Source organism: Brevibacillus humidisoli, assembly GCF_020923435.1.
Lineage (GTDB): Bacteria > Bacillota > Bacilli > Brevibacillales > Brevibacillaceae > Brevibacillus_E > Brevibacillus_E humidisoli.
The window spans coordinates 4,485,001-4,511,709 of sequence record NZ_CP087263.1 but is presented as its reverse complement, the minus strand read 5'-3'; the positions used below and the strand labels follow the sequence as shown (position 1 = coordinate 4,511,709).

The 26,709-nt window shown below is 51.9% G+C and carries 26 protein-coding genes, 2 rRNA genes and 2 other annotated features (1 of these 30 only partly in view); of the genes, 1 reads left to right on the top strand and 27 read right to left on the bottom strand.

Annotated elements, in window-relative coordinates; genetic code table 11:
* Window positions 1–8 precede the first annotated feature (8 nt).
* Window positions 9–174: a sequence feature (ribosomal protein L10 leader region), on the bottom strand.
* A 52-nt stretch (window positions 175–226) separates the two neighbouring features.
* From rplA to LOK74_RS21880, 15 genes are all read right to left on the bottom strand, one after another.
* Window positions 227–910: a 50S ribosomal protein L1 gene (gene rplA / locus LOK74_RS21950; protein WP_230044091.1), complete on the bottom strand. Its 684-nt coding sequence runs from the start codon at window positions 908–910 to the stop codon at window positions 227–229.
* Window positions 911–999: 89 nt separating this feature from the next.
* On the bottom strand, window positions 1,000–1,425 hold the full coding sequence (rplK, locus tag LOK74_RS21945) for a 50S ribosomal protein L11 (protein WP_230044090.1): 426 nt from the start codon (window positions 1,423–1,425) through the stop codon (window positions 1,000–1,002).
* 178 nt (window positions 1,426–1,603) lie between these two features.
* A complete protein-coding gene (gene nusG, locus LOK74_RS21940; protein WP_230047097.1) occupies window positions 1,604–2,140 on the bottom strand; it encodes a transcription termination/antitermination protein NusG in 537 nt (178 codons plus the stop codon).
* Between the two features lie 48 nt (window positions 2,141–2,188).
* Complete coding sequence (gene secE, locus LOK74_RS21935; protein ID WP_230044089.1) at window positions 2,189–2,401, bottom strand: preprotein translocase subunit SecE; 213 nt, start codon at window positions 2,399–2,401, stop codon at window positions 2,189–2,191.
* A gap of 33 nt (window positions 2,402–2,434) precedes the next feature.
* Window positions 2,435–2,584 carry a 50S ribosomal protein L33 gene (gene rpmG / locus LOK74_RS21930; protein WP_230044088.1) on the bottom strand — a complete coding sequence of 50 codons (150 nt, stop codon included), beginning with the start codon at window positions 2,582–2,584 and terminating at the stop codon, window positions 2,435–2,437.
* 278 nt (window positions 2,585–2,862) lie between these two features.
* Window positions 2,863–3,513 (bottom strand): RNA polymerase sporulation sigma factor SigH, encoded by a 651-nt coding sequence (gene sigH, locus LOK74_RS21925; protein ID WP_230044087.1) that lies wholly within the window; start codon window positions 3,511–3,513, stop codon window positions 2,863–2,865.
* Between the two features lie 89 nt (window positions 3,514–3,602).
* Window positions 3,603–4,127 (bottom strand): NYN domain-containing protein, encoded by a 525-nt coding sequence (locus LOK74_RS21920; RefSeq protein ID WP_230044086.1) that lies wholly within the window; start codon window positions 4,125–4,127, stop codon window positions 3,603–3,605.
* Window position 4,128: 1 nt separating this feature from the next.
* Complete coding sequence (rlmB, locus tag LOK74_RS21915; RefSeq protein WP_230044085.1) at window positions 4,129–4,884, bottom strand: 23S rRNA (guanosine(2251)-2'-O)-methyltransferase RlmB; 756 nt, start codon at window positions 4,882–4,884, stop codon at window positions 4,129–4,131.
* Complete coding sequence (locus LOK74_RS21910; protein WP_230044084.1) at window positions 4,877–5,290, bottom strand: Mini-ribonuclease 3; 414 nt, start codon at window positions 5,288–5,290, stop codon at window positions 4,877–4,879. Before LOK74_RS21910 ends, rlmB begins: the two co-directional genes overlap by 8 nt.
* A 15-nt stretch (window positions 5,291–5,305) precedes the next feature.
* Window positions 5,306–6,712, bottom strand: coding sequence for a cysteine--tRNA ligase (gene cysS, locus LOK74_RS21905; protein ID WP_230044083.1), 1,407 nt, complete (start codon window positions 6,710–6,712; stop codon window positions 5,306–5,308).
* A complete protein-coding gene (gene cysE, locus LOK74_RS21900) occupies window positions 6,693–7,358 on the bottom strand; it encodes a serine O-acetyltransferase (RefSeq protein WP_230044082.1) in 666 nt (221 codons plus the stop codon). Before cysE ends, cysS begins: the two co-directional genes overlap by 20 nt.
* Window positions 7,359–7,463: 105 nt before the next feature.
* Window positions 7,464–7,752: a binding site (T-box leader), on the bottom strand.
* Window positions 7,753–7,801: 49 nt separating this feature from the next.
* Window positions 7,802–9,256 (bottom strand): glutamate--tRNA ligase, encoded by a 1,455-nt coding sequence (gltX, locus tag LOK74_RS21895; RefSeq protein ID WP_230044081.1) that lies wholly within the window; start codon window positions 9,254–9,256, stop codon window positions 7,802–7,804.
* Between the two features lie 50 nt (window positions 9,257–9,306).
* The gene (gene ispF / locus LOK74_RS21890) at window positions 9,307–9,783 is read right to left on the bottom strand and encodes a 2-C-methyl-D-erythritol 2,4-cyclodiphosphate synthase (protein WP_230044080.1); all 477 of its coding nucleotides are present in this window, start codon (window positions 9,781–9,783) and stop codon (window positions 9,307–9,309) included.
* The gene (gene ispD, locus LOK74_RS21885; protein WP_230044079.1) at window positions 9,783–10,478 is read right to left on the bottom strand and encodes a 2-C-methyl-D-erythritol 4-phosphate cytidylyltransferase; all 696 of its coding nucleotides are present in this window, start codon (window positions 10,476–10,478) and stop codon (window positions 9,783–9,785) included. The genes ispF and ispD overlap by 1 nt, the downstream gene beginning before the upstream one ends.
* 25 nt (window positions 10,479–10,503) lie before the next feature.
* Entirely contained in the window at window positions 10,504–11,595 is a 1,092-nt protein-coding gene (locus LOK74_RS21880) for a PIN/TRAM domain-containing protein (RefSeq protein ID WP_230044078.1), read from the bottom strand.
* Window positions 11,596–11,881: 286 nt separating this feature from the next.
* Here LOK74_RS21880 and LOK74_RS21875 point away from each other — a divergent pair, with 286 nt between their 5' ends.
* The gene (locus tag LOK74_RS21875; RefSeq protein ID WP_230044077.1) at window positions 11,882–12,277 is read left to right on the top strand and encodes a DUF1573 domain-containing protein; all 396 of its coding nucleotides are present in this window, start codon (window positions 11,882–11,884) and stop codon (window positions 12,275–12,277) included.
* Window positions 12,278–12,384: 107 nt separating this feature from the next.
* On the opposite strand, the gene pssA is transcribed toward LOK74_RS21875, so the two are convergent.
* The 12 genes from pssA to rrf all read right to left on the bottom strand — a co-directional run.
* Entirely contained in the window at window positions 12,385–13,113 is a 729-nt protein-coding gene (pssA, locus tag LOK74_RS21870) for a CDP-diacylglycerol--serine O-phosphatidyltransferase (protein WP_230044076.1), read from the bottom strand.
* A gap of 121 nt (window positions 13,114–13,234) precedes the next feature.
* Window positions 13,235–14,311 carry a DNA integrity scanning diadenylate cyclase DisA gene (gene disA, locus LOK74_RS21865; protein WP_230044075.1) on the bottom strand — a complete coding sequence of 359 codons (1,077 nt, stop codon included), beginning with the start codon at window positions 14,309–14,311 and terminating at the stop codon, window positions 13,235–13,237.
* Between the two features lie 3 nt (window positions 14,312–14,314).
* Window positions 14,315–15,682 carry a DNA repair protein RadA gene (radA, locus tag LOK74_RS21860; RefSeq protein ID WP_230044074.1) on the bottom strand — a complete coding sequence of 456 codons (1,368 nt, stop codon included), beginning with the start codon at window positions 15,680–15,682 and terminating at the stop codon, window positions 14,315–14,317.
* Entirely contained in the window at window positions 15,669–16,010 is a 342-nt protein-coding gene (locus LOK74_RS21855; protein ID WP_230044073.1) for a hypothetical protein, read from the bottom strand. The genes radA and LOK74_RS21855 overlap by 14 nt, the downstream gene beginning before the upstream one ends.
* 417 nt (window positions 16,011–16,427) lie before the next feature.
* The gene (locus LOK74_RS21850) at window positions 16,428–18,887 is read right to left on the bottom strand and encodes an ATP-dependent Clp protease ATP-binding subunit (protein ID WP_230047096.1); all 2,460 of its coding nucleotides are present in this window, start codon (window positions 18,885–18,887) and stop codon (window positions 16,428–16,430) included.
* A 29-nt stretch (window positions 18,888–18,916) separates the two neighbouring features.
* On the bottom strand, window positions 18,917–19,984 hold the full coding sequence (locus LOK74_RS21845; RefSeq protein WP_230044072.1) for a protein-arginine kinase McsB: 1,068 nt from the start codon (window positions 19,982–19,984) through the stop codon (window positions 18,917–18,919).
* Between the two features lie 22 nt (window positions 19,985–20,006).
* Entirely contained in the window at window positions 20,007–20,543 is a 537-nt protein-coding gene (locus LOK74_RS21840; RefSeq protein ID WP_230044071.1) for a protein-arginine kinase activator protein McsA, read from the bottom strand.
* A gap of 14 nt (window positions 20,544–20,557) precedes the next feature.
* Complete coding sequence (locus LOK74_RS21835; protein WP_230044070.1) at window positions 20,558–21,022, bottom strand: CtsR family transcriptional regulator; 465 nt, start codon at window positions 21,020–21,022, stop codon at window positions 20,558–20,560.
* 225 nt (window positions 21,023–21,247) lie between these two features.
* Entirely contained in the window at window positions 21,248–21,925 is a 678-nt protein-coding gene (locus LOK74_RS21830) for an HAD family hydrolase (protein WP_230044069.1), read from the bottom strand.
* 6 nt (window positions 21,926–21,931) lie between these two features.
* Window positions 21,932–23,065 carry an MGDG synthase family glycosyltransferase gene (locus LOK74_RS21825; RefSeq protein ID WP_230044068.1) on the bottom strand — a complete coding sequence of 378 codons (1,134 nt, stop codon included), beginning with the start codon at window positions 23,063–23,065 and terminating at the stop codon, window positions 21,932–21,934.
* Between the two features lie 309 nt (window positions 23,066–23,374).
* A 23S ribosomal RNA gene (locus LOK74_RS21820) occupies window positions 23,375–26,435 on the bottom strand.
* Between the two features lie 239 nt (window positions 26,436–26,674).
* Window positions 26,675–26,709, bottom strand: a 5S ribosomal RNA gene (rrf, locus tag LOK74_RS21815) (it continues 82 nt past the right edge of the window).

Sequence of the window (26,709 nt, the reverse complement as noted above, 5' to 3'; positions counted from 1 at the left end):
ATCACTTTTGAACAAGCAAAAATGCCCTCGCAGACGCTACGAGGGCATAATGACTCTACTAAAGAGAAACACTCTTTTCGTTTCGCATTACACGCCTCGGAGGGATATTAAGCGATTCTTCGCTTGCAACGATAGAAACGCACCTTCTGTCTACGGCATGACATCTATTCTGTTCATCAACAGGCTATATATTAGCAACTTCCGCAGGGGAAGTCAAGAGAATCCATTATTTTACGTCAACGCGCACGCCAGGTCCCATCGTGGAGCTGATCGATACGTTGCGCATGTAAACCCCTTTGGCCGCGGCCGGTTTGGCGCGGTTCAGGGCATCAGTGAGGGCTGCCAGGTTTTCTGCCAGCTTATCGGTGTCAAAAGAAACTTTCCCGATCGGCGCGTGAATGTTCCCGGCTTTATCGACGCGATACTCAATCTTACCAGCTTTGATTTCGTTTACCGCTTTGGTAACGTCAAAGGTAACGGTACCGGTCTTAGGGTTAGGCATGAGTCCTTTTGGTCCCAGTACACGACCCAGCTTACCCACTTCACCCATCATGTCAGGGGTTGCTACCACAACATCAAAGTCGAACCAACCGCCCTGGATTTTACTGATCAGGTCAGCTTCGCCTACGTAGTCGGCACCGGCAGCCTCTGCTTCTTTTGCCTTGTCGCCTTTGGCAAACACGAGTACGCGCTGCACTTTACCCGTACCGTGCGGGAGCACAACCGCTCCACGGATTTGCTGATCGGCACGTTTCGGATCGACACCGAGACGATAAGCGGCTTCCACTGTTTCGTCAAACTTGGCCGAAGCTGCTTTTTTCACCAGTTCGATAGCTTCGTTTACTTCGTATACTTTATTTTTGTCAATCAACTTTACTGCTTCCCTGTATTTCTTGCCCTGTTTTGGCATGTTCCATTCTCCCTTCATTGTGGTCGTAGCGGTTTAATCCTCCCACAAAACAGGGGTACAAGCCTGTACCCCTGCACGGATCAAAAGACTTAGTCCTCGATCACGATACCCATGGAACGGGCGGTACCTTCGATCATGCGCATTGCTGCTTCCACACTGGCAGCATTCAAATCAGGTTTTTTCAGTTCAGCGATTTCGCGAACTTTGTCACGCTTCAGCGTAGCCACTTTCGTCTTGTTGGGCACACCGGAACCAGATTCGATGCCAGCCGCTTTTTTCAGCAGCACAGCAGCAGGCGGGGTTTTGGTAATGAATGAGAACGAACGGTCTTCAAACACGGTAATCTCTACCGGAATGATCATTCCTGCTTGACCTTCTGTACGAGCGTTAAACTCTTTGCAGAAGCCCATGATATTTACACCAGCTTGACCGAGCGCCGGACCTACTGGAGGTGCAGGGTTCGCTTTACCTGCCGGGATTTGCAACTTGATTACGCGGATCACTTTCTTAGCCACGTAAAACACCTCCTTCTTCAATGTGGTTATGCGGGGGATAACCCCCTCCCACTTGTTGCCGGAAAGTCTTTATATGTAAAGACTTTCAACCTGCAGTGAGAGTCGGGAACCGCATGTTAGCAGATTCCAGAAACAAAATGAAATGTACCATATCGAACGGCACTTTTCAAGATAAATCCTAATCCAATTTATAGACTTGGGTAAAGTCCAGTTCAACCGGCGTTTCACGCCCAAAAATATCAACCAGCACACGAACTTTTTGTTTGTCAGGCTGTATCTCGATAATCTCACCGGAACGGTTGGCAAAAGGACCATCCTTGACCCGCACCATGTCGTGAAGGGCGAAATCGATTCTGACCTTGGGCGCCTCGAATCCCATCTGACGGAGGATTGCGTCAGCCTCTTCGGGACGCAGCGCCGTCGGCTTGGAACCCGCGCCTGTGGACCCGACAAACCCGGTGACCCCAGGGGTGTTGCGTACGACATACCAAGAATCGTCCGTCATCACCATTTCTACAAGGACGTAACCCGGAAACACCTTCTTGGTGACGGTGCGTTTCTTGCCATCCTTCGTCTCCAACTCTTCCTCAGTGGGAACGAGCACACGGAAGATCTTGTCCCCCATCCCCATCGATTCGACGCGTTTTTCCAGGTTGGTTTTTACCTTGTTTTCATACCCAGAGTAGGTATGAATCACATACCACGCTTTTTCCATAGCCATAAGGACGCTATACGTCCGTCCCTCCCAGGTTTCGAGTATTCATCAGCCCAGTATCAACTCGATCAGGCGAGAAATACCTAAGTCGATCAAGTAGAAAAAGAGCGCAAGCAGCGTCACCGTAACCAGCACGACGAGGGAATACGTCGTCAGCTCTTTCCGGTTTGGCCAGCGAACTTTTTTCAGCTCGGAAACGACATCTCCAAAAAATTCGCCTGTACGTCGAAAGCTTGCTCCAACTCTAGCGATAAAACTCACAACACCACCCCCATACTTCGGTAGCTCCCATTGTTACTTCGTTTCGCGGTGGAGTGTATGCTTTTTGTCGCGGGAGCAATACTTTTTCAATTCGATTCGCTCCGAATTCGTGCGCTTGTTCTTCGTGCTGATATAGTTACGTTCACCGCACTCCGTGCAAGCCAACGTCACGTTTACTCGCATGATTGCCACCTCCGTCTCATCTCATACCTCAGGATTTTCAGAGAATACCATCTAAAGACATGGAAAAAACCGCTACTTTTTTCCTGGACGATTCCAAAGAAGTAACCATAGAATCTGGCTCTATGGCTACCTAAACAACTTTATCACACGAAAAAGTCAAAGTCAACGAAATGTCTTGACAAACCAAAGGAGACTGTCTCCACACCGCTCTATCTGTGAAAGTACCTGTTGGAACCCGATCTATCTCCTGGAAAAAAAGAAAAAGAGAGATGCCGTTCCTATAAACTGATCTCTCTTCCCTCCAGATACCGCTCCAGTTTGCGCTTCACCCGCTGCAAGGCGTTGTCAATGGACTTCACATGCCGGTTGAGATCGACGGCGATCTGCTGATACGAACGTCCGTCAAGATAGAGCATCAACACCTGGCGCTCCAGATCGCTCAGGATTTCGCTCATCTTGCCCTCAATATCATCAAACTCTTCCCGGTTGATGAACAATTCTTCGGGGTCGGTCACTTTGGTCCCACAGATAACGTCCAGCAAGGTACGATCAGAATCTTCGTCATAGATAGGCTTGTCCAATGAAACGTATGAATTCAAGGGAATATGTTTCTGGCGAGTAGCCGTCTTGATTGCTGTAATAATCTGACGCGTAATGCAGAGTTCAGCAAATGCTTTGAATGATGTCAGCTTGTCTCCCCGAAAATCGCGGATCGACTTGTATAACCCGATCATGCCTTCCTGCACAATATCTTCTCGGTCCGCCCCGATCAAAAAATAGGAACGAGCTTTGGCCCGTACAAAATTTCTGTATTTGCCAATCAAGTACTCCAGGGCGTCAGTGTCGTTTTCTCGAACCAGATCGACCACTTCTTCGTCTGACATCAACTCAAACTGATTTAGCTTGATCTCCTTAAGGTCTACACTCACCATCATCCCTCCGACATCTGACTTCCACGCCTACACAAGATAACGTTATTATACATGAAGCCATAAAAAAGCGTCAACCAAGCTTCCTGCTATTCCCTTCGCCATTTTTCGAATATTTTCGCGATTTCTTCCTTCAGTTCAATGCGGGTGGAAAAGGAGGGTGCCTGAGTCTTTTTGACCTGCTGTTGAATCTCCTGGCTCACACTCTCCACGTCGTTCAGCAGTTCACGCGCCGATTTGCGCAGTGCTCCCTGACCGAAAATTACCCACTGCGAGGTAAAATCGGATGTTGCGACATAGATTTGTCGTTTTTTTTCCCAGTATTCGTGAACCAGTTTTTCTATTTTTTCGTCTGCCGTCTCTTTTTCTTTGGTGTAGTAGATCTCGATCGCAAAGTGCTTCTGCTTGCGTCCCAGTCCCGGGACGGTGTAGGCGTCAAAGACGACAATCACCTTCACCCCGGAGTAGCTCTGGTAATCGGCCAGCTTGGAAATCAGCAAGTCACGCGCTTCATCCATTCGTTCCGCATCCTTCAGCGAGCGCAGGTCGGGCCAGGCCCCGATGATATTGTAGCCATCTACGATCAGGAGAGGCTTCTCCTTTTTCTTCGCCATCTCATCTCACCTGCGGAGGAAGCGGGTATCTGGCGCGATACACCTCGTACATCAACAAAGCCGCGGCAACGGAGGCATTTAAGGACGTGACCTGACCTGCCATCGGCAGACGATACAAAAAGTCGCAATGCTCGCGGACCAGCCGGCTCATGCCCCTCCCTTCACTGCCAATCACCAATGCGAGCGGCATCGCGAAATCACCTTCGCGGAAATCTTGAGAGGCGTCCGCATCTGTGCCGGCAATCCACACACCCTGCTGTTTCAACTCCTCGATCGTTCGTACCAGATTGGTGACGCGCGCGACCGGCACGTACTCAATCGCCCCTGCCGATGCTTTGGCCACCGTTGCGGTCAAACCGACGGAACGTCGTTTGGGAATGACCACACCGTGCGCTCCCACCGCATCGGCTGTACGCAAAATCGAGCCAAGGTTGTGCGGGTCTTCCAACTCGTCCAGGATCAACAAGAAGGGGTCTTCTCCTCTTTGCTTGGCTCTCGCCAGCAGTTCATCCACCTCGACATACTGGTATGCTGCGACAGAAGCGATCACTCCCTGATGGTTTTCCGCACCTGAGAGCTGCTCCAGTTTTTTTCGATTCACGGAGGTAATCACGATCCCATGTTCCTTGGCCAACGATACAATCGGGCCCATCTGGTTTTTATTGACCCCTTCAGCGATCCAGATCTTGTTGATCGATCGACCCGAGCGGAGCGCTTCGATAACCGGATTTTTGCCGACAATCCATTCTTCACTCATCTTGTTTGACCCCTTCCACAGCAGCAAATGCGTATTCCACGATCTGGGCGAGCCGCTCTTCTCTCTCCATCAAGTAGAGATACCCGACCAAGGCTTCAAATGCTGTCGCGTGGCGATAATCGACGATGTCAGCATTTTTGGCCACCGAGCCTGATTTGGCGTTGCGCCCCCGTTTTACCACCGCCATCTCCTCCTCGGTCAGATGAGGAATCAACGAGAGCAGGATGTTGGCCTGTGCTCTAGCTGAGACATAGCGGGTCGTTTCCTTATGCAGCAAGTTTGGTTTGACCATGCCGCGGGCGATCAGGTGATAGCGGACGCAGTGAGCGTAGGTAGCATCACCGAGATAGGCAAGTACCAGCGGATTGGTCTGTGCGGGGTCGCGACTAAGCTCTTCTTTTTGCATGTTCGATCGGACTCCTCACTTGCGGCGCCAGCGAATGCCCTGTGGAGTATCTTCCAGTATGATCCCCCTGGCCGCCAGCAGATCGCGGATCTCATCAGCGCGTGCAAAGTTGCGCGCTTTCCGTGCTTCCGTACGCTCAGCTATCAACGCTTCCACTTCCTCATCGAGCAGTGCCTCTGATTGCTCAAGGATCAGTCCGAGCACCTCACTCATTTCTAAAAAGAGTTGACGATAGTCCTCCAGTTGTTGACGCCCCACGTTTTGATGGTGCAGATAGAGATTGGACTCACGAGCCAAGTCAAACAGGACCGTGATCGCGTTGGCGGTGTTGAAGTCATCATCCATCACCTCGACGAATTCCCGACGCAGCCGTTCCATCAGGGCGGCTTGTTGGTCGGTCAATCCATTCGGCTCCTCCGGACGAGCGGTCTTGATGCGGTGAAGGACATTGGCGTAGGCCGTCTTGATCCGCTCCAGTCCGCTGGCAGCCTGCTGCAGCAGGTCCTCGGAGAAGTTGATCGGTCCGCGGTAGTGGCCCGAGAGCATGAAGAAACGGATTACTTGTCCGCCGTAAGTGTTGACCAATTCGCGCAGCAAGAGAAAATTGCCAAGTGACTTGGACATCTTTTCGTTGTTAATGTTCAACATGCCGTTATGCATCCAGTAGTTGGCGAACACCTTGTCACTCAGGCACTCCGATTGGGCGATTTCGTTTTCGTGGTGAGGAAAGACCAAATCGGTCCCTCCACCATGAATATCGATCGTCTCGCCGAGAAACTTGCGGACCATGGCGGAGCATTCGATATGCCAGCCGGGACGTCCTTTTCCCCATGGACTTTCCCAGGCGATTTCACCCGTTTTAGCCGCCTTCCACAGCGCAAAGTCGAGCGGATTTTCCTTTTTCTCGCTAATCTCCACGCGGGCACCGGCCTGCAACTCATCAAGCGGCTGGTGAGAGAGTTTTCCGTACTGGCTGAAGCGACCTGTCCGGAAGTAGACGTCTCCTCCACTTTCGTAGGCGTACCCTTTGCCAATCAATCCAGAGATGAATTCGATGATTTCAGGGATTGTCTGCATCACCCGCGGCTGAATGTCTGGAGGCAGCACATTGAGCGACCGGAGATCTTCGTTGTAAGCGTCGGTGTAACGCTCTGCCACCTCCTGGACACTGGTCCCTTCCTCGGCTGCTGTGCGGATGAGCTTGTCATCGACATCGGTAATATTTTGTACAAACGTAACCTCATAGCCTCGGTACCGCAGATACCGGCGAACAGTGTCAAATACGATCGCCGGTCTCGCGTTGCCGATATGGATGTAGTTGTAGACGGTTGGCCCGCATACGTACATCTTCACTTTTCCCTGTTCGATGGGAATAAATTCTTCTTTCTTGCGGGTCAGTGTATTATACAGTTGTATGCTCATTAGCCTGCTTTTCCTCCCTTACCTGGCGAACCTCTTCTCGCAGTTGTTCGATTTCACGCTGCATCTGTCGAATCGCATCGGCCACCGGGTCCGGCAGATTGCAATGGTCCAGGTCGTATGTCACTCGTTTGCCATTCTGCACAATAATTTTCCCTGGAATACCAACTACGGTAGAGTTGGGCGGTACCTCCTGCAGCACCACCGAACCGGCACCGATCTTGGAGTTGTCGCCGATCTTGAACGGACCAAGCACTTTGGCTCCGGAACCGATAATCACATTGTTGCCGACGGTCGGGTGGCGCTTTCCCTTCTCTTTACCCGTCCCGCCGAGAGTGACCCCCTGGTAGATCGTCACATTGTCCCCGATCTCACAGGTTTCACCGATGACCACACCCGATCCGTGGTCAATGAACAGCCACCTGCCGATGCGAGCCCCTGGATGGATCTCGATCCCCGTGAAAAAACGAGTCAGCTGAGAGACAATCCGAGCCATCGTATACCATCTCGACTTCCACAGTCTGTGGGCAATTCTGTACCCCCAGATTGCATGCAGACCAGAGTAGGTCAAGATCACCTCCAAGATGCTGCGGGCAGCCGGATCCCGATCAAAGACAGCTTGAATGTCGTCTTTTATGGTCTTCCACATGGAACTCTCCCTCCTTGCTGTTTTCGTGTTTGGAGAAAACCTTGCTTCCCTAGTTCACGCATGCCAGATACCAAAAAACCGCCTCTGCAGCCTTTGTCACAAAGGCACAGAGACGGTTACTCAACCGCGGTTCCACTCTGCTTAGGCCGGAATCCTGCCGATACCGATCATCTAGCCGTGACAACGACGTGACGGTTGGCAGTGATCCACTGCGGCCTCGCTCTTGTCCCTGGTAACGGAGGGGTCCGGCAACCCTAGCCGACATGCTCAGCAGGCCGGTTCAGGCTGCAGCTCCCAGGTGCACTTCCGGATGGCGGTGCCAGACGGCTCTCACCTTTCCCGTCCTCTCTTGAGACACCTGACTATCCGTACTTCTCCTGTTCGTCGCCGACTCTCATCATCTACTCGTTGCTGATATCCTTACTTTACTATTCCGGCCGCATTTACACAACCCGCTTCAAGCGCTCAAGTACACGTGAGCGACCGAGCAGGTAAATAGTCTGTACCAGGTCGCGCCCATGAGCCTGTCCCGTAACTGCAACACGAATCGGCATGAACAGCGCCTTTCCTTTTTGCCCGGTTTCTTTCTGTACTTCTTTGAGCAAAGCCTTGATGCTCTCTACAGTATATTCCGAAAGGGCCTCAATGTGTTTGCGGAAAGATGCGAGCACATCAGGTACCTGCGGCTCTTGCAATACGCCTCTCGCTTCTTCGTCCATCTCCACTTCATCCAGGAAGAACAGCGAGGCAAGCGGAACGATTTGAGCACAGTAAGCCATCTCTTCCTGGTAGAGAGCGACTATCCCCTGTACTCTTTCTATCTCCTGCGGTGTGGGCTGCTCGTCAACAAATCCAGCTTTTTGCAGATGAGGCAGGCACATCTCCACTACCGTCTCCAGCGGCTGGCGTTTCAAATAGTAATTGTTCATCCAGTTCATTTTGACCGTATCAAAAACAGCCGGTGCTTTGCTCACTCTCTCCAAGGAAAACTGTTCGATTAGCTCCTGCTTGGAGAAGATCTCCTCCTCACCGCCCGAAGACCAGCCGAGCAAGACAATAAAGTTGACAATGGCATCTGGCAGAAAGCCCAGTTCACGGTATTGTTCGATAAACTGAATGATGCTCTCGTCTCGTTTGCTCATCTTCTTGCCTTCCTGGTTCAGGATCAGGGCAAGGTGGGCAAATTTCGGCGGCTCCCAACCAAATGCCTCGTAGATCATCAACTGCCGAGGCGTATTGGAGAGGTGTTCCTCACCACGAACGACATGGCTGATCTTCATCAGGTAATCGTCGATGACGACGGCGAAATTGTATGTCGGAATACCGTCTGGTCGACAGATGACGAAGTCGCCCGTACTATCTGAGTCGAACTTGACCTCTCCTCGAATCAAATCGTTGACCACGTACACCCGGTTTTCAGGTACACGGAAGTGGATCGAGGGAACACGCCCCTCTCTCTCATACTGCTCCCGCTGTTCCGGTGTAACATTACGATGTTTCTCCGAGATTTTCGGCGTCTCTCCGCGGGCGATCTGCTCCTCCCGCTCCGCATCCAGCTCTTCTTTGGTGGCGTAACAATAGTAGGCCTTGCCTTCCGCAAGCAGTTGATCGATATACTTGCGGTATAGATCAAGTCGATCCATCGACCGATAGGGTCCGTATGGTCCACCGATGTCGACACTTTCATCCCACTCAACGCCAAGCCACTTCAGGTTTTTCATCTGCTCTTCGGCGGCGTTTTCTACGTTGCGAGTCTGGTCCGTATCTTCAATCCGTACGATAAATTTGCCACCGTGTCGGCGGGCGAACAAATAGTTAAACAGAGCGGTTCGTGCCCCACCGATATGGAGATGACCAGTCGGACTCGGCGCATACCGCAGACGAACTTCGTTAGCCATGATGACACCATCCTTATCGTTCTCTAACCATACACATCTTACTACTCAAACTACACCTTGACAAGCAAGCAGACAGCCTGAGCGGCAATCCCTTCGCCGCGTCCGGTAAATCCAAGTTTTTCGGTCGTCGTGGCCTTGATGTTTACCTTTGACAGGTCATCTGTCTCCAGTGTATTGGCAATCACTTTCCTCATCTCTGCGATGTATGGAGCCATTTTGGGTGCCTGGGCAATAATTGTGGCATCCAGATTAGCCAATTGATAGCCCCGTTCTTTGACCATTGCCCAGACATCGGCCATCAACTGTACGCTGTCGGCATCCTTGTAAGCAGCGTCCGTGTCAGGAAAATGGCGTCCAATATCCCCTTCTCCAATCGCTCCCAGCAGTGCGTCCGTAATCGCATGCAAGAGCACATCCGCGTCCGAGTGTCCCAACAGCCCTTTCTCGTAGGGAATGGTTACACCGCCGACGATAAGCGGCCGTCCTGCCACCAACTGATGTACATCGAACCCTTGTCCAATCCGCACTACTCCCGCTCCCTTCGTCTGCGCATGATCTCTTCTCCAAACCAGATGTCATCCGGTGTTGTAATCTTGATATTTTCATAACTGCCTGACAAGATCTTTACGGGATATCCCATCCACTCCACCAACGTTGCGCAATCGGTTGCGTGCTTTTGCTCGCGCAGCGCACGCTGGTGGGCCTCCCGCAGCAGGGAAAGACGAAAAGCTTGTGGGGTTTGAACCGCCCACAAGCTCTCACGCGCCGGCGTAGCTTCCACGATGCCTGAACGACCAACGATTTTGATCGTATCCTTGACGGGAACTGCCATGACAACCGCTTCGTCTTTTTGTACTCTGGCGATAATTTCCGAAATCTGTTGGTTCGTCACAAAAGGTCTCGCTGCGTCGTGAACGAGGACATGGGTACACCTCTCCGAAAGTGCAGCCAATCCCGCTCGCACACTGTCCTGCCGCTCCGCTCCTCCCAGTGCCAGTGAGACCTGCTTTCGATACGGCAATCTGGACAGCCAGGCCACCACATCGGATTGATCCTTCTCACTGACAACGAGCACGACTTCCCCTACTTGCGAATGAGTGGCAAACCGCTCCACTGTGTGGGCCAAGATCGACTTTCCATCGATGGTGAGCCACAGCTTGTTGCGCCCCATTCCCATCCGCTTTCCGGAGCCTGCGGCGACAATTACCACACCCGTATTCAAGTTGAATCCTCTCCACATCGCTTCATTACAGCGCTTTTTCTAGCAGCTTCGGCTTGGCAAAAATCATCCGACCGGCCGAGGTCTGTAGGACACTGGTTACCAATACCTCTACATCGAGACCGATGTACTCACGGCCTCCCTCAACGACGATCATCGTGCCGTCATCCAGATAGGCTACCCCTTGCCCGTACTCTTTTCCATCCTTGATGACCTGCACCTTCAGTTCTTCTCCCGGCAGCACAACCGGCTTTACCGCGTTGGCCAAATCGTTGATATTCAGGACGGGTACGCCTTGCAGTTCACATACCTTGTTTAGGTTGAAGTCATTGGTGACCACTTTTCCGTTTAGTACTTTGGCCAGCTTGATCAGCTTGCTGTCCACTTCCTGTACGTCCTCAAAATCGCCTTCGTAAATCTGCACCTTGACCTTCAGTTCTTTTTGAATCTTGTTCAAGATATCCAGGCCGCGGCGCCCGCGATTCCTTTTCAGTATATCAGACGAGTCCGCGATATGCTGCAATTCTTCCAAGACGAATCCGGGAATCACCAGTGCACCCTCGATAAAGCCTGTACGGCAGATGTCAGCAATCCGTCCGTCGATAATCACGCTCGTATCGAGAATTTTATGTTCAACGTTGGAAGTAACTCCTCCACTCTCTTTTTTGCCCTTTTCCTTGCGCCCGATCGAGAAGACGCTCATAATCTCATCCCGTTTGCGGAACCCCACCTGGAAGCCGAGGTAGCCGAGCAGTCCTGAGACCACCAGCGGCAGGAAGTCGCCGACCACAGGAATCGGTATGCTGTTGATGGGCAGGAATAATAAAAATGCAACGATAAGACCAATAATCAACCCCATCGCGCCGAACATGACATCTGTTATCGGCAGCTTGACAAGCATATCCTCTCCCCAGTGAATCGTGTTGACGATGTAATCAACCAGCCAGTTTGCCAAAAGGTAAAACAGCACACCGCCAATCACGGCACCTATATAACCTTGTCCTGAGAAATCCCCAAAGTTTAACAGCTTATTGAGCAGTTGGAAAAAGTCGGGTCCGAAGTGATACCCCAACACTCCCCCGATAATCACAAACAGAACTGTAAAAACCCGCTTTAACAATGGGTTCACCTCCTCTTATTAATATAGACAGAAGTGTCTAAGAAAAACCCTGTTCGCCCTGAAACTCGGAAGAGATTTTTCAATCGGCTTATCCCTCACTATAGCAAATCAGTTTCAATGGTGTCAAATAGCTTTAAAGTGTATCACACTTTGCACAGTGCAGTCAACTGCTGCGCTTTTGCTTCCACTTTCTCTGTTTGACATGATCCTACCGAGCTCCTTATAATAAGAGAGGAAAATGCAAAAGATTCTGACGACACCATGATACGAAGCTGAGGTGGTCCCTTTGAGTAAGATTGCTCTTGATGAGTTTCAAGATCAAGTGTCCCAGCTGCTGATCCGTCATCGCAGCGTTCTCGACGTCATATCCAAAACACAGGAAACGGCGGCGCGCGTTAACCGAGCCCTGACTAAAGCCATCACCGAATGCGGCTGCATAGAAGTGATCGCCAAGAAGCAGCCCTACGACACAAACAAAACCTTGCAGGAAAACTCGGCTAACCTGGATTCCCATCTATCCGGCCGCCTGTGTGATCACTGTCAGGACGTGATCACTGCCGAACTGGGAAAGAACCTGTTTTACCTGACTGCTCTGTGCAACATCACCGATATCAAGCTGTCCTCCGTATTGAAAAGCGAAGCACAGCGGCTCAACACATTGGGCGTATTTAATCTCTCTTAAAAGCGTTTGGACAAAACATGCATTCTTATCTATTCATACGAAGCAACGTAGAAGAAGGTTGCACAAAACCCCGCTGAAATTTTTCAACGGGGTTTTTGTCTGTCCTTCTATTCAAACGGAACTGATTTTTCCTCGCCCACGTCTTGCTTGTTTCGTTTCTTCAGGAAAAAGTCAACGTTTTTTTTTATTCCGTACAAGGCGTACAGAGCCAGCGGCAAGAAGACGATTTTCGGAAATTGATCCGGATACTTCACCGCAAACAAAATCACAATCGCGACGATGATTGGCGTAATCCAGTAAGCCGCTTTGGGAATCCCTACTTTTTTAAAGTTGGGGTATTTCACACGGGAAATCATCAGAAATGCCAAGAGCAGCATCCCAACGGCCAGCGGCCCAATCGTAAACACTTCGTTGTATAATGCCAGTGTCGCCAGTACACCGCCGGCAGCTGTGATCGGCAGGCCCACAAAATATCCGGGCACTCCAGACTGAACGTTGAAACGAGCCAGGCGTAGCGCTCCACAAATCGGGAAGATCGCCGTAATCAAGATACCGAGCAGATCCAACTGCTGCAGCGCCACTACATACATGATGAAGGCAGGCGCTACACCAAATGTAATCACATCTGAGAGAGAGTCCAGCTCCTTGCCGAAGTCGCTCTGTGCATTCAACATCCTAGCCACGCGCCCATCGAGCCCGTCCAGCAGCATGCCAACAATGACGGTGATCGCAGCGTAATCGACGTAAGCATCACCCTGAAATGCGAGGATGATCGCAACAATCCCCAGAAACAGATTGCCTATCGTTAACATGTTCGGCAATGCTTTCACGAACATAGGGGTTTACCTCCTGAATGATGATGAGAGTCGGCAGCTTCCGACTCCCAGGCATAGTAAAAGATCAGATTGATACCTGCACTTACATATACACAATATAATGCCTCTATACTATTGTACTTTATATATGCCTGTCAATGAACACCTGTTCTTGAATCCTTTTTAAACCATCCTTGATGGCACGGGCACGTACTTCGCCAATGCCGTCCACTTCGTCCAATTCCTCAATTGTCGCCATCATAATGCGCGGAAGAGTAAGGAAATGAGAGACGAGATTGGAAACGATTGTGCTTGGCAGCCGGGGGATTTTGTGAAGGATACGGTACCCGCGGGGTGATACCGATTCTTCCTGTGGGTTGGTGCCTGCGGCAAAGCCAAGAAGCTGCTGAAACGGCTCCAACTCCAACAACTCTTCTGATGATAATTGGTTCATCTTAGCTAGTATGTGGTGCGGGTCAACCGATTTGTCCCGACTGTAGTCACGGATCAACAGGTACGCCTCGTCTTCAATGTTGGAGACCAGTTCTTCCAACTGCATGCTGATCAATCGACCTTCGGTGCCCAGTTCGTGAATGTACTTGATGATTTCCGCCTTGATGCGCAGTACCATCTCAATCCGCTGCATCACAGAGACAATCTCGTAAACGGTTACCAATTCTTCAAACTCCAGTGCCCCGAGATTGGTCAGGGCTTGATCCAGAACAGCTTTGTATTTCTCCAGGGTCTGCATCGCCTGGTTTGCCTTGGTCAAAATAACACCGATATCTTTAAGAACATAGCGAAAGCTTCCCCGATACAGTGTAATCACATTGCGACGTTGCGAAATGGCAATCACCAGATGACTGGTTTGTTTCGCCGTTCGTTCTGCCGTACGGTGGCGGGTGCCTGTTTCGCCGGAGGGGATGCCGGAGGCCGGTGCCAACTGCGTATTGGCAAACAAAATACGCTTGGCGTCTTCACTTAATATGATCGCCCCATCCATCTTTGCTAATTCGTACAGATTAGCGGGAGTAAACTCACAATTAATGGAAAAGCCGCCATCTACAATCGATTTCATATCGGGACTAAAACCGACCACGATCAACGCTCCGGTTTTGGCCCGCAGCACGTTTTCCAATCCCTCACGCAGGGCTGTTCCAGGTGCGACAAAGCGAAGTACGTCGCTTACTGATGCCTCTTTTTCCAACGTTTCCTGCATGTTTTACCCCCTTAATACTTCACGCAGAGCCTCTTCAATATTGCTCACCCCGATAATCTCCAATCCCGCTGGGACATCCAAGCCGCGAACATTTTTTTCCGGTATGATCGTTCTTTTAAATCCCAATTTTTGCGCTTCCCGGATTCGCTGCTCAATCCGCGCAACACCTCGTACTTCCCCGGTCAATCCTACCTCTCCGATCACAACATCGTGAGGATTTGCAGCTTTGTCGCGAAAGCTGCTGGCTACACTGACAGCAATCGCCAAGTCTACTGCCGGTTCGTCGAGACGTACGCCTCCCGCTACATTGATGTAGGCGTCCTGGCTCTGCAGCATCAGTCCAACCCGCTTCTCCAGCACAGCCATGATCATGGAGACCCGCTGGTGGTCCACTCCCGTGGCCATCCGTCGTGGCGTGACGAAGCTGGTTGGCGATACCAGCGCCTGCAGCTCGACAAGTACCGGCCTTGTCCCTTCCATGCTGGCTACAACCGTAGATCCGGCCACGCCAACCGGTCGCTCTGCGAGGAAAATTTCAGAAGGGTTGGATACTTCCTCCAACCCGCGCTCTTTCATTTCAAAGATACCCATCTCGTTTGTCGAGCCAAACCTATTTTTTACAGCTCGCAGGATGCGAAAGGTATTGTGGCGCTCTCCCTCAAAGTATAAGACGGCATCAACCATATGTTCCAACATGCGTGGTCCGGCGATCGCCCCTTCTTTGGTAACGTGGCCGACGATAAACGTAGCGATCCCTTTTCCTTTGGCAATCTTCATCAGGTGCGCGGTCGTCTCCCGCACCTGTGCGACACTTCCAGCTGCAGAAGTCACAGCAGGATGGAATACTGTCTGTATGGAATCAACTATCACCACCGCCGGGTCTACCTGTTCAATCTGCTCTTCTATCAGCGTGAGGTCAGTCTCAGATACGACAAACATCTGGGGTGTCTGCATGGCCAAACGCTCCGCGCGCATCTTGATTTGTTTGGCCGACTCTTCTCCTGAAACGTACAAGACCTTGTACCCCTGACCAGCCAAGGCAAACGAGGTTTGGAGCAGCAGGGTTGACTTGCCGATTCCCGGGTCACCTCCCACGAGGATCAGCGACCCGGGAACGAGTCCGCCACCCAAGACTCGGTTTAGCTCATTCATGGTTGTATCAAATCGAGGCTCTTCTTCGCTTTTCACTTCGGTGATCGGCTGAGCAGTCTGTTTCGTAAGGGAATGTCTTTCCCCGCCGCGGACGGCAGACTTGGCAACAAGCTCTTCTACCATTGTATTCCACGAGCCGCATCCGGGACACTTTCCCATCCATTTGGGCGTTTCATAGCCACATTCTTGGCATGCGTATTTCGTTTTATACTTTGACATACTTATACTCCCGCTTCTCTGTTTTCATTCTTACATAGTTCGGCAGGCCGGGCTTTTTTCCTGCATAGAGCAGAAGCAAAGCCATTCGCCATTTCCTGTATGGAGCGGACCAAAGCGCTTTGAACGAGCTATAGTGGGGGGCGAAAGAGAAAAAACAGGTTCGCTCCGCTCGTGCCAGTGCCCGCAAGGAAGCTGGAATGACCGTCTCCACTCCAACAAAGCGGTACGGCGACCAAAAGCCCTCAAGGGGCGATGGCATTTCAGGGGAGCAGTTGGCCGCCAAGCGTGTACCGCTTTGTTTCCGCTCCGACTCTGTGGGCACTGACAAGGCTTTCGCTCACCTGTTTTTCTCTTTCGCCTCGCAACGGTTGCTTGTGGGTGCAACATTTCTTTGCGTTCGTCCGATCATCTTGTCGCACATTATGGCATCCTCCCATACGAACAGCTTGAATCCTGTCCTGGAAGGGGTGTTTGGTTGCCTCCTTCGACTCATACACTTGCTTATCGGTGAAGCAAAAAAACACCTTCCGAAAAAGGAAGGTGTCTGCGTGTAGACAAAACCTCGGTACAGGCGGAGAGTAGCTCTTTTCCGGAAGGGGCGACTCTTGCCAACCAGCTCAGCTGCGCCAGTCCCACTTCCTCGCTGGTTGGCAACGGGGCGACTGGAGGAAAAGAGCTACTCTCCCCCGCGCCACCCGTTTGTCTCCAGACTGAGACCCTTACGATACGCAAGGGTCTCAACAGGTTACGATTTGCTAGTAGTGTGTTCCAGTCGTTTCACGGTGAGTTGGCCGTCTTCTACGTCGATATGGACAGTGTCCCCTTTGTGAATCGTACCTTTGAGCAGTTCTTCGGACAGACGATCTTCAATGTTTCGTTGAATCGCACGGCGAAGCGGTCTTGCACCATAAGCCGGATCGAACCCTTCTTTGGCCAACAGCTTCTTCGCCTCTTCTGACAGTCTAAAGTCGATCTCTTGTTCTCTCAGACGTTTCCGCAGTTCTTCGGTCATTAAGGAGACGATCTGCTCGATGTGCTCCTGCTCCAGCGAATGGAAGACGATCAGTTCGTCGATCCGGTTCAGGAATTCCGGACGGAACGTGCGTTTCATTTCGTCCATGACCTTGTCTTTCATATCCTGGTATTTCTTCTCGGTCTCACCGGTGGTGAAGCCCAGCGAAGTGTTTTTGCGAATCATGTTGGCTCCCACGTTGGAGGTCATGATCACGACGGTGTTGCGGAAATCGACAGTACGACCCTTGGAGTCAGTCAGACGGCCGTCATCGAGTACCTGCAGCAAAATGTTAAACACATCGGGATGGGCCTTTTCAATCTCGTCGAGCAGGATCACGGAGTACGGTTTGCGGCGCACTTTTTCCGTCAGCTGGCCGCCTTCATCGTAACCGACGTATCCTGGAGGGGCACCGACCAATCGAGCGGTAGAGTGCTTCTCCATGTATTCGGACATGTCGATGCGAATCATCGCATCCTCATCACCAAACAATGCCTCAGCGATGGCGCGGGCCAACTCGGTTTTCCCGACCCCGGTCGGTCCGAGGAAGATGAACGAGCCGATCGGACGCTTCGGATCTTTTAAGCCGGCACGAGCCCTGCGAACCGCACGGGAGATCGACTTGACCGCTTCATCCTGTCCGATCACCCGGTTATGCAGGATCTCCTCCATCTTGAGCAGTCGTTCTGTTTCCTCTTCTTTCAGCTTAACCACTGGGATGCCAGTCCAGTTGGCGACTACGTGGGCGATATCTTCGGGCGTTACTTCCATGTTTAGTTTGCCCTGCCGTTCTTTCCAGTCTTTCTTGGTCTGCTCCAGTTCTTCCCGCAGTTTCTGTTCTTGATCACGGAGTGCTGCTGCTTCTTCGAACTCCTGTGACTGAACGGCTGCATCCTTCTCTTTGCGAACTTCCTCAAGCCGTGTTTCCAGTTCCTTTAGATTTGGCGGTACGGTAAAGGACTGCAGGCGTACTTTGGATGCCGCCTCGTCGATTAAGTCGATCGCTTTGTCCGGCAGGTACCGGTCCGTGATGTAGCGGTCAGAGAGCTTAACCGCCTGCTCAATCGCCTCGTCAGTGATCTTCACCCGATGGTGAGCTTCATATCTGTCGCGCAAGCCATGCAGGATCTTGACCGCATCTTCCGCCGAAGGTTCGTCGACGTTGATCGGTTGGAAGCGGCGCTCCAGCGCGGCATCCTTTTCAATGTACTTGCGGTATTCGTCCAGCGTGGTGGCGCCTACGCACTGCAGTTCACCGCGTGCCAGGGCCGGTTTGAGAATGTTGGAGGCGTCAATCGCCCCCTCCGCACCACCTGCGCCAATCAGGGTGTGCAGCTCATCAATAAACAGAATGATGTTGCCCGCTTGGCGTATTTCGTCCATGATCTTCTTGAGTCGGTCCTCGAATTCTCCCCGGTACTTGGTTCCCGCCACTACGGTACCCATGTCAAGCGTCATCACCCGTTTGTCACGCAGGGTCTCCGGGATTTCGTTGTTGACGATTTTCTGGGCCAGGCCCTCTGCAATCGCCGTTTTCCCGACACCCGGCTCCCCGATCAGGACAGGGTTGTTCTTGGTGCGGCGACTTAACACTTGGATAACACGCTCAATCTCTTTTTGTCGGCCGATCACAGGATCCAGTCCGCCATCACGGGCGATTGCCGTCAGGTCACGGGCCAGACTATCCAAGGTTGGTGTGTTTGCGGCCGGATTGTTGCCGGAAGGCTGGTGAGACGACATCATCTCGGAGCTGCCCAGCAACTGCAGCACCTGCTGGCGGGCCTTGTTCAAGCTCACGCCCAAGTTGTTCATGATCCGGGCCGCAATCCCTTCACCTTCGCGAATCAGGCCAAGCAGGATGTGCTCCGTCCCCACGTAGGTATGACCCAGCTTACGGGCTTCGTCCATCGAGAGTTCGATTACTTTTTTGGCACGTGGCGTATAGTTGGGGGTGTAGTTGCCCGCTGTCGGCTGTTCGGATCCGCGCCCGATCAGCGATTCGACCTCATTTTGAATCTTGTCGAGGCCCAGGCCAAGCGACTGCAGCGCTTTGGCTGCAATTCCTTCGCCTTCGCGAATCAATCCCAGCAGAACGTGCTCGGTACCAATGTCCTTGTGGCCCAGTCGAACGGCTTCTTCCAATGCAAGTGCGAGTACTTTTTGTGCGCGTTCTGTAAAACGACCAAACATCATCATCCATGCACCTCCGATTTACTGTTCTGTTAAGCAGAATGGGCTGCCAGACGTTCGCGAATCAATCGAGCCCGTCGTTCGTCCCGTTGTTCGGGAGTGAGCTTCTGTCCGGCGTGTCGCTGCAGAAAGCCAGGTTGCGTCATAACGAGTAGTTCGTTGATGGTAAAGGTTGTAACGTTTTTGATCAAACCAAGGTCGATGCCGAGACGAACGTCAGACAGCCGCTGTGCCGCCTCTTTGGACTCAACTGTACGGGCATGAAGCAAAATGCCATAAGATCGGCAGATGCGGTCTTCCAGGGCGAGCGAGGAGTTTTCCTGCAGATAGCGCCTTGCCACCCGTTCTTGATCGACAATCTGTTTAGCCACACTATAGAGGTTGGACAAGATGTCGCTCTCCGACATCCCAAGCGTCACCTGGTTGGACAGTTGGAACAGGTTGCCCAACGCTTCGCTGCCTTCGCCGTAGATCCCTCTTACCACCAGCCCCACCTGGTTGATCGCCTGCAGAATACGACTGATCTGTTGGGTCATCACCAACGCGGGCAGATGCAGCATCACTGAGGCGCGAATACCCGTGCCGACGTTCGTCGGACAACTCGTCAAATAGCCGCGTGTTTCATCAAAAGCGTAGTTCACATGCTTTTCAAAAATATCGTCAATCCGGCTGCCGATATCCCACGCTTCTTTTAGCTGAAAGCCGGGCATCAGCACCTGGATTCGAATATGATCTTCTTCGTTGACCATGATGCTAATCGATTCATCGTCGCTTAGCAGAACCCCTCCTTTGCGGGATTCCTCGGCAAGATTGGGGCTAATCAAATGCTTCTCCACCAGGACTCGCTTCTCCAACGGCTGCAGTTTATCCATCATGATCAGTTCAAACGGCCCTGCTTTGCTCATCGCCTTTGATCGGCTGGCGTTGGCTACCTGATGAACCACCTCTTCTGCCTGTGAGTCGGTAGCCAGCAGCGGAAATGGCTGATGACGAAGGTTGCGGGCGATACGGATGCGGGTACTGATGACGATGTCCGCATCGGGTCCCTCTCCCTTCATCCAGTTGCTCCACGGATTCTGCATAAATTGTTGCACAGACATGGTGCCCTCTCACCTCCTCCACTTACGCTTGATCCATCTTTTTCTCCAAAGCTCGAATGCGATCGCGGATTTCCGCCGCCTTTTCAAACTCTTCCGTCTTGATGTACTGCTGCAATGCCGTTTTCAGTTGTTCCAACTCTTTGCGTATCTTCAACTGTCCGCCTGTTCTCTCGGGGACTTTTCCGATATGGTTGGTGTTTCCATGTATTCGTCTGAACAGCGGATCGAGCCGATCGCCGAAGTAGCGATAGCAGTCACTGCAGCCGAAGCGACCACTTTTGCTGAATTGGGCGTAAGTGAGGCCACAGGTTTCGCAGCGCAGTGTTTTTTGCGTCGCTGTTTGGCTGTTGGACGAACCGCCCACGCTGTTCTTCGCCATCGGATCAAAGTTGAGCAGCCCAGACAAAATGTTATGGATACTGAAGTTGTCAAACCCGGAGATCACGTCCCCCTTTTCCTGGGCACAGTGCTCACATATATGATATTCCGTTTTTTCTCCATTGACGATCTTCGTCAGGTGAAGTGTAGCCGGTCGTTTTCCGCATTCTTCACAGTTCATGTCGGCCCTCCCTCCTAGCGGATCAAAATCGAGGCAATCATGTGTTTCAACAGGTTGGCCCGCAGACGGTCCCGAAGTGGAGTCTCCAGATTGAGTACGGTTCGCGACGTTGCCGTTTTCATCAAGGCAGCCTCTCGGGAGTTGATGATCCCTTCTTCGTGAAGTCGATCGATAATCGCGTACGCCGCACCTTGTGTGATGCTGCTTCCGATCAGCTCTTCGGTCAGCAGTTCTTGCAGCCTGGATTTGCTGGTGATTTGCGCTTTTCGGATCCGGATATATCCGCCTCCACCCCTTTTGCTTTCCACAACATATCCTTTCTCAATCGTAAAGCGCGTATTTATAACATAATTGATTTGTGAAGGCACACATTGAAACATATCAGCAAGCTCACTGCGCTGGATCTCTACCAGGCCGTTAGGGCTTTCCTGCAGAATACGCTTGAGATGCTGTTCGATGATGTCCGAAATGTTACGCAAAGCGCCTCCTCCTCTTACTCAACCTATGAAGATCTGCTGCAAGATCTGTTGGTCTCTACGTCTGTACGATTGATGGACCGCCACAAGAGCAAATCCTGACTTTGACTATATTTGACTTTCATTATAAGTCGTTTTTTCGTTTTTGGCAAGAGCCATCCCATTCACTATTGTGTTCGAAAAGATCAATCTTAAAACCAAAAAACCACCCCTGAAGGAGTGGCAGACTCACGTTTTATTGGTCAAAGAAAAAGGAAGGTGTGCCGTCAATTCGCTAAACTGATGGATGATCACATCCGCTTCGTCCAATTCTCCCGGCTTGGCAAAGCCAAAGTCGCAAGCAATAGTAAAAAGGCCGTTTGCCTTTCCTGCTTGCACGTCTGATTGGCGATCCCCCACCATAACGGCCTGTTTGACCGGATAATCGTGAAGCAGTTTTTCCACCAACTGGGTTTTGGATTTGGTCTGGAAGCGTCCAGCTGAGTATAGATCTGTAAAGTAGGATTTGATCGCAAAGTGTTCACAGATACTGTCTATATACGCTTCCAACCCATTGCTGGCGACAAACAAGGCAACTCCTTGGGCGTGCAGTTCTGCCAGCAGTTCCCGAACGCCCGGGTATAGATCCGTGACCCCTTCTTTTAGGAGCCGCTGCTCGTGGGAGAGCATAAGACGATCTGCCAGCTGTTTCGTGCTTTCGTCCTCCCCCGGCAGGAGAGTTCCCCATACCTGCTCCAACGTCAATCCCAGCACGTTTGTCAGCTGCTCCTCATCGGGCATCGGGCCGTCCCACAACCCTCTCTGTCTCAGTTCCTCAAATGTGCACGTAAATCCTGCAACAGCCAACTTTTCCGTCTGCAGCAGTGTACCATCCATGTCAAACAGTATCGTATATGTCTTGGACAAGTTTTCTCACCTCTGGGTAAAGTCTGGTTGCCTTGCAGTTGCCTCCAGATCCGCCATGATAAACTGACAGATGTGCTCTGCCGCATCCGGTTTGGCTACAAGCTGCGCCATCCTCCTCATGTAGTCTGCTTTCGTCGGGTCATGGAGCAATTCCTCAATAAAATAGATGAGCTGCTCTGTCACCTGAGCATGAACCGCACACCCGTTGTTCAGCAGGAAATGACTGTTGCGCTCTTCCTGTCCCGGCAGCGGATTGTATACAATCATGGGGACTTGTTTGCTTAGCACTTCGGCTGTCGTGAGGCCACCTGATTTGGTGACAATCAGGTCGGCTACGTGGAGACATTCGTGAAAGTTGTCGATATAGGTCAGAGGAATCACCTTGTGTCGATAGGTACGACCCGAAACCTTCGCATACAGTTTCTCGTTTAACCCGGTCAACACCAGTGTCTGCAAGGGATGTTCAATCTGTTCCAAACCCTGCAGCACCTGCTCCATCGGGCCAAGGCCGAGTCCACCCCCGGACAGAATCAACGTTTTTCGGTCGGGAGAGATCGAAAACTTCTTGTAGACCTCCTCCTCATTGACAGGTTCCCTGAACTTTTTCATGATCGGAATGCCAAACGGTTTAAATTTTTGATAGTCCTTCCGGTAAATGTCTACCAGATAAAATAACTGCTCATGCGCTATGAAGTAGTAGTTGATATGATGGTTGATCCAAGAGGGATGAATGGTGTAGTCGGTAATAACCGTATAGATCGGCATCATCCATTCATTTCGACCTTTCAGCACGGACAGCATACAGCTGGCAAACGGATGCGTTGCGACAAAAGCATCCGGTTCTACACTGTTGATCAACTTTTTCAGCTTGTTGGCCAATAGTTTGTTGACAAACACATTCATATCGAAAAATCGTGTCTTTTCTGAGTTGTGGTAGATTCTTCCCCACGTTTTCGGAGAAAGCTTGAGCAGGTTTGTGTAGCTTTCCAGCAAAATTTTATGAAAGGTTGGACTGATGTACTCCAACGTATCGATAATCATGGAGGAATACCCTTTTCCAGCTAAACTCTCCTGCATGGCCTTTGCCGCCTGATTGTGACCGTTACCAATGGAAGCGGAAAAGATCAAAATCTTTTTCATCCCAGTGCTCTCCTTCACAAACCTATCTTTACTGGACGACGATACGGACCAGTGTGATTGTCTTTCTTGGTATGCGGATCTTCGTGCGGCAGATACGTTCTTCTGTTATCTTCTTTATGTGTTTATTGTATACTTTTCCCAAGTATTTATCATCATCCCTGTGAAGTTTGCCGATGAGAAAAACAAAAAAACCCAACCCGGGCTCTGTGCACAAGTTGAGAACATTCCTGCTTTGCTTATCGATTTGGTGTATAGTAGGTCACACCTTCAAAACCGGATAACAGAAGTATAGAACAAGGAAAAGAGAGTGTGGATAAGTCCTCGACCGATTAGTATTCGTCAGCTCCACGCGTTGCCGCGCTTCCACACCGAACCTATCAACCTCATCGTCTCTGAGGGGTCTTACCAGCTTGCGCTGTGGGAAGTCTCATCTTGGAGGGGGCTTCACGCTTAGATGCTTTCAGCGCTTATCCCGTCCGCACATAGCTACCCAGCTGTGCCACTGGCGTGACAACTGGTGCACCAGCGGTGCGTCCATCCCGGTCCTCTCGTACTAAGGACAGCTCTCCTCAAACTTCCTGCGCCCGCGACAGATAGGGACCGAACTGTCTCACGACGTTCTGAACCCAGCTCGCGTACCGCTTTAATGGGCGAACAGCCCAACCCTTGGGACCTACTACAGCCCCAGGATGCGATGAGCCGACATCGAGGTGCCAAACCTCCCCGTCGATGTGGACTCTTGGGGGAGATAAGCCTGTTATCCCCAGGGTAGCTTTTATCCGTTGAGCGATGGCCCTTCCATGCGGAACCACCGGATCACTAAGCCCGACTTTCGTCCCTGCTCGACTTGTAGGTCTCGCAGTCAAGCTCCCTTGTGCCTTTACACTCTACGAATGATTTCCAACCATTCTGAGGGAACCTTTGGGCGCCTCCGTTACCTTTTGGGAGGCGACCGCCCCAGTCAAACTGCCCACCTGGCATGGTCCTCGCACCCGATCAGGGTGCCGAGTTAGAAACTCCGTACATCAAGGGTGGTATCCCAACGGCGCCTCCCCCGATGCTGGCGCACCGGATTCTCAGGCTCCCACCTATGCTGTACATGATGCACAAAGTTCCAATACCAGGCTACAGTAAAGCTCCATGGGGTCTTTCCGTCTTGTCGCGGGTAACCTGCATCTTCACAGGTATTATGATTTCACCGGGTCTCTTGCCGAGACAGCGCCCAAGTCGTTACGCCTTTCGTGCGGGTCGGAACTTACCCGACAAGGAATTTCGCTACCTTAGGACCGTTATAGTTACGGCCGCCGTTTACTGGGGCTTCGGTTCAAAGCTTCGCTTCTACCCACCGAACACAAGCTTACGCTCGCGTTCGGCGGGGCCCAGAAGCTAACTCATCCCCTTAACCTTCCAGCACCGGGCAGGCGTCAGCCCCTATACTTCGCCTTGCGGCTTCGCAGAGACCTGTGTTTTTGCTAAACAGTCGCTTGGGCCTTTTCACTGCGGCCCCCTCGGGCTCAGCCCACCTGACACAAGCTTACGCTCGTGTCAGGCGGGGACCCTCACCCTACCGGGGCGCCCCTTCTCCCGAAGTTACGGGGCCATTTTGCCGAGTTCCTTAGCAAGAGTTATCCCGCGCACCTTAGGATTCTCTCCTCGCCTACCTGTGTCGGTTTGCGGTACGGGCACCTTGTTCCTCACTAGACGCTTTTCTTGGCAGTGTGAAATCAGGGACTTCGGTACTTGTATTTCCCTCGCCATCACAGCTTGTGCTGGATGGTATGCGGATTTGCCTGCATACCACACTTGCTGCTTGGACGGCCATCCAGTAGGCCGCTCACCCTATCCTCCTGCGTCACGCCCTCGCTCAAACGGAACAAAGGTGGTACAGGAATATCAACCTGTTGTCCATCGCCTACGCCTTTCGGCCTCAGCTTAGGTCCCGACTAACCCTGGGAGGACGAGCCTTCCCCAGGAACCCTTAGGCTTTCGGTGGACAAGATTCTCACTTGTCTTTTCGCTACTTACACCGGCATTCTCACTTCCAAGCGCTCCACCGCTCCTTCCGGTACGGCTTCACCGCTGCTTGGAACGCTCCCCTACCCAGTCCGTACGGACTGCCATAGCTTCGGTGGTACGTTTAGCCCCGTTACATTTTCCGCGCAGAGTCACTCGACCAGTGAGCTATTACGCACTCTTTAAATGGTGGCTGCTTCTAAGCCAACATCCTGGTTGTCTGGGCAACTCCACATCGTTTCCCACTTAACGTACACTTGGGGACCTTAGCTGATGGTCTGGGCTGTTTCCCTCTTGACGATGGATCTTAGCACTCATCGTCTGACTCCCGGACATAAGTCATTGGCATTCGGAGTTTGACTGAGTTCGGTAACCCGATGAGGGCCCCTAGCCCAATCAGTGCTCTACCTCCAAGACTCTCACTGGACCCACCGAACCCAAGCTTACGCTCGTGTTCGGCGGGGTCCCATCCGAGGCTAGCCCTAAAGCTATTTCGGGGAGAACCAGCTATCTCCGAGTTCGATTGGAATTTCACCGCTAGCCACACCTCATCCCCGCACTTTTCAACGTGCGTGGGTTCGGGCCTCCAGTAGGTGTTACCCTACCTTCACCCTGGACATGGCTAGATCACACGGTTTCGGGTCTACGGCAACGTACTTGCGCCCTGTTCAGACTCGCTTTCGCTGCGGCTCCGTCTCTTCGACTTAACCTTGCACGCTACCGTAACTCGCCGGTTCATTCTACAAAAGGCACGCCGTCACACATTGATCGTGCTCCGACTATTTGTAAGCACACGGTTTCAGGTTCTGTTTCACTCCCCTCCCGGGGTGCTTTTCACCTTTCCCTCACGGTACTGGTTCACTATCGGTCGCTAGGGAGTATTTAGCCTTAGCAGATGGTCCTGCCAGATTCACGCGGGATTTCCCGTGTCCCGCGCTACTCGGGGTCCGTCTCGGAGAGACGCGCGTTTGGGTTACGCGACTGTCACGCTCTCTGGTCCACCTTTCCAGATGGTTCACCTACGCGCGTCTTTTGTAACTCCACGTGAGACGCCCCACAACCCCGCAAGGATAACCTTGCGGTTTAGGCTCTTCCCCGTTCGCTCGCCACTACTAGGGGAATCACTCTTGTTTTCTTCTCCTCCGGCTACTTAGATGTTTCAGTTCACCGGGTCTGCCTTCTCGCCACCTATGGATTCAGTGACGGATACCATCCCATTACGGATGGTGGGTTGCCCCATTCGGAGATCCCCGGATCAAAGCGTGCTTACCGCTCCCCGAGGCTTATCGCAGTTCGCTGCGTCCTTCTTCGGCTCCTAGCGCCAAGGCATCCACCGTGTGCCCTTAGTAACTTAACCACACGGATGTGATTATGTCTGCGTTGCGACGCACAGGACGTGCTAGTGTCGGCGTAGTCCCATGGACGGGACGTCTCTAGCCGACCCAACAGGACGTTGGCGCTTTTAGCAGACGAAACCACACGTTTTTCGTGTCATGTCGTGGGACATGCCACGTCTTGCATTCCTTGTCTATACTCGTTATCCAGTTTTCAAGGTACGACAATATCTAAGAGTCCAACCTCACAAGAGGTCAAACCGCCTGGCAGCGTCCTACTCTCCCGGCCCCCTTCGG

Excerpts from the sequence above, each read along its gene's own strand:
- rplA (WP_230044091.1), bottom strand. The coding sequence starts at position 910 with ATGCCAAAACAGGGCAAGAAATACAGGGAAGCAGTAAAGTTGATTGAC.
- nusG (WP_230047097.1), bottom strand. The coding sequence starts at position 2,140 with ATGGAAAAAGCGTGGTATGTGATTCATACCTACTCTGGGTATGAAAAC.
- rpmG (WP_230044088.1), bottom strand. The coding sequence starts at position 2,584 with ATGCGAGTAAACGTGACGTTGGCTTGCACGGAGTGCGGTGAACGTAAC.
- LOK74_RS21920 (WP_230044086.1), bottom strand. The coding sequence starts at position 4,127 with ATGGCGAAGAAAAAGGAGAAGCCTCTCCTGATCGTAGATGGCTACAAT.
- rlmB (WP_230044085.1), bottom strand. The coding sequence starts at position 4,884 with ATGAGTGAAGAATGGATTGTCGGCAAAAATCCGGTTATCGAAGCGCTC.
- LOK74_RS21910 (WP_230044084.1), bottom strand. The coding sequence starts at position 5,290 with ATGCAAAAAGAAGAGCTTAGTCGCGACCCCGCACAGACCAATCCGCTG.
- cysS (WP_230044083.1), bottom strand. The coding sequence starts at position 6,712 with ATGAGCATACAACTGTATAATACACTGACCCGCAAGAAAGAAGAATTT.
- cysE (WP_230044082.1), bottom strand. The coding sequence starts at position 7,358 with ATGTGGAAGACCATAAAAGACGACATTCAAGCTGTCTTTGATCGGGAT.
- gltX (WP_230044081.1), bottom strand. The coding sequence starts at position 9,256 with ATGGCTAACGAAGTTCGTCTGCGGTATGCGCCGAGTCCGACTGGTCAT.
- pssA (WP_230044076.1), bottom strand. The coding sequence starts at position 13,113 with ATGTTCGTGAAAGCATTGCCGAACATGTTAACGATAGGCAATCTGTTT.
- disA (WP_230044075.1), bottom strand. The coding sequence starts at position 14,311 with ATGCAGGAAACGTTGGAAAAAGAGGCATCAGTAAGCGACGTACTTCGC.
- radA (WP_230044074.1), bottom strand. The coding sequence starts at position 15,682 with ATGTCAAAGTATAAAACGAAATACGCATGCCAAGAATGTGGCTATGAA.
- LOK74_RS21850 (WP_230047096.1), bottom strand. The coding sequence starts at position 18,887 with ATGATGTTTGGTCGTTTTACAGAACGCGCACAAAAAGTACTCGCACTT.
- LOK74_RS21845 (WP_230044072.1), bottom strand. The coding sequence starts at position 19,984 with ATGTCTGTGCAACAATTTATGCAGAATCCGTGGAGCAACTGGATGAAG.
- LOK74_RS21840 (WP_230044071.1), bottom strand. The coding sequence starts at position 20,543 with ATGAACTGTGAAGAATGCGGAAAACGACCGGCTACACTTCACCTGACG.
- LOK74_RS21825 (WP_230044068.1), bottom strand. The coding sequence starts at position 23,065 with ATGAAAAAGATTTTGATCTTTTCCGCTTCCATTGGTAACGGTCACAAT.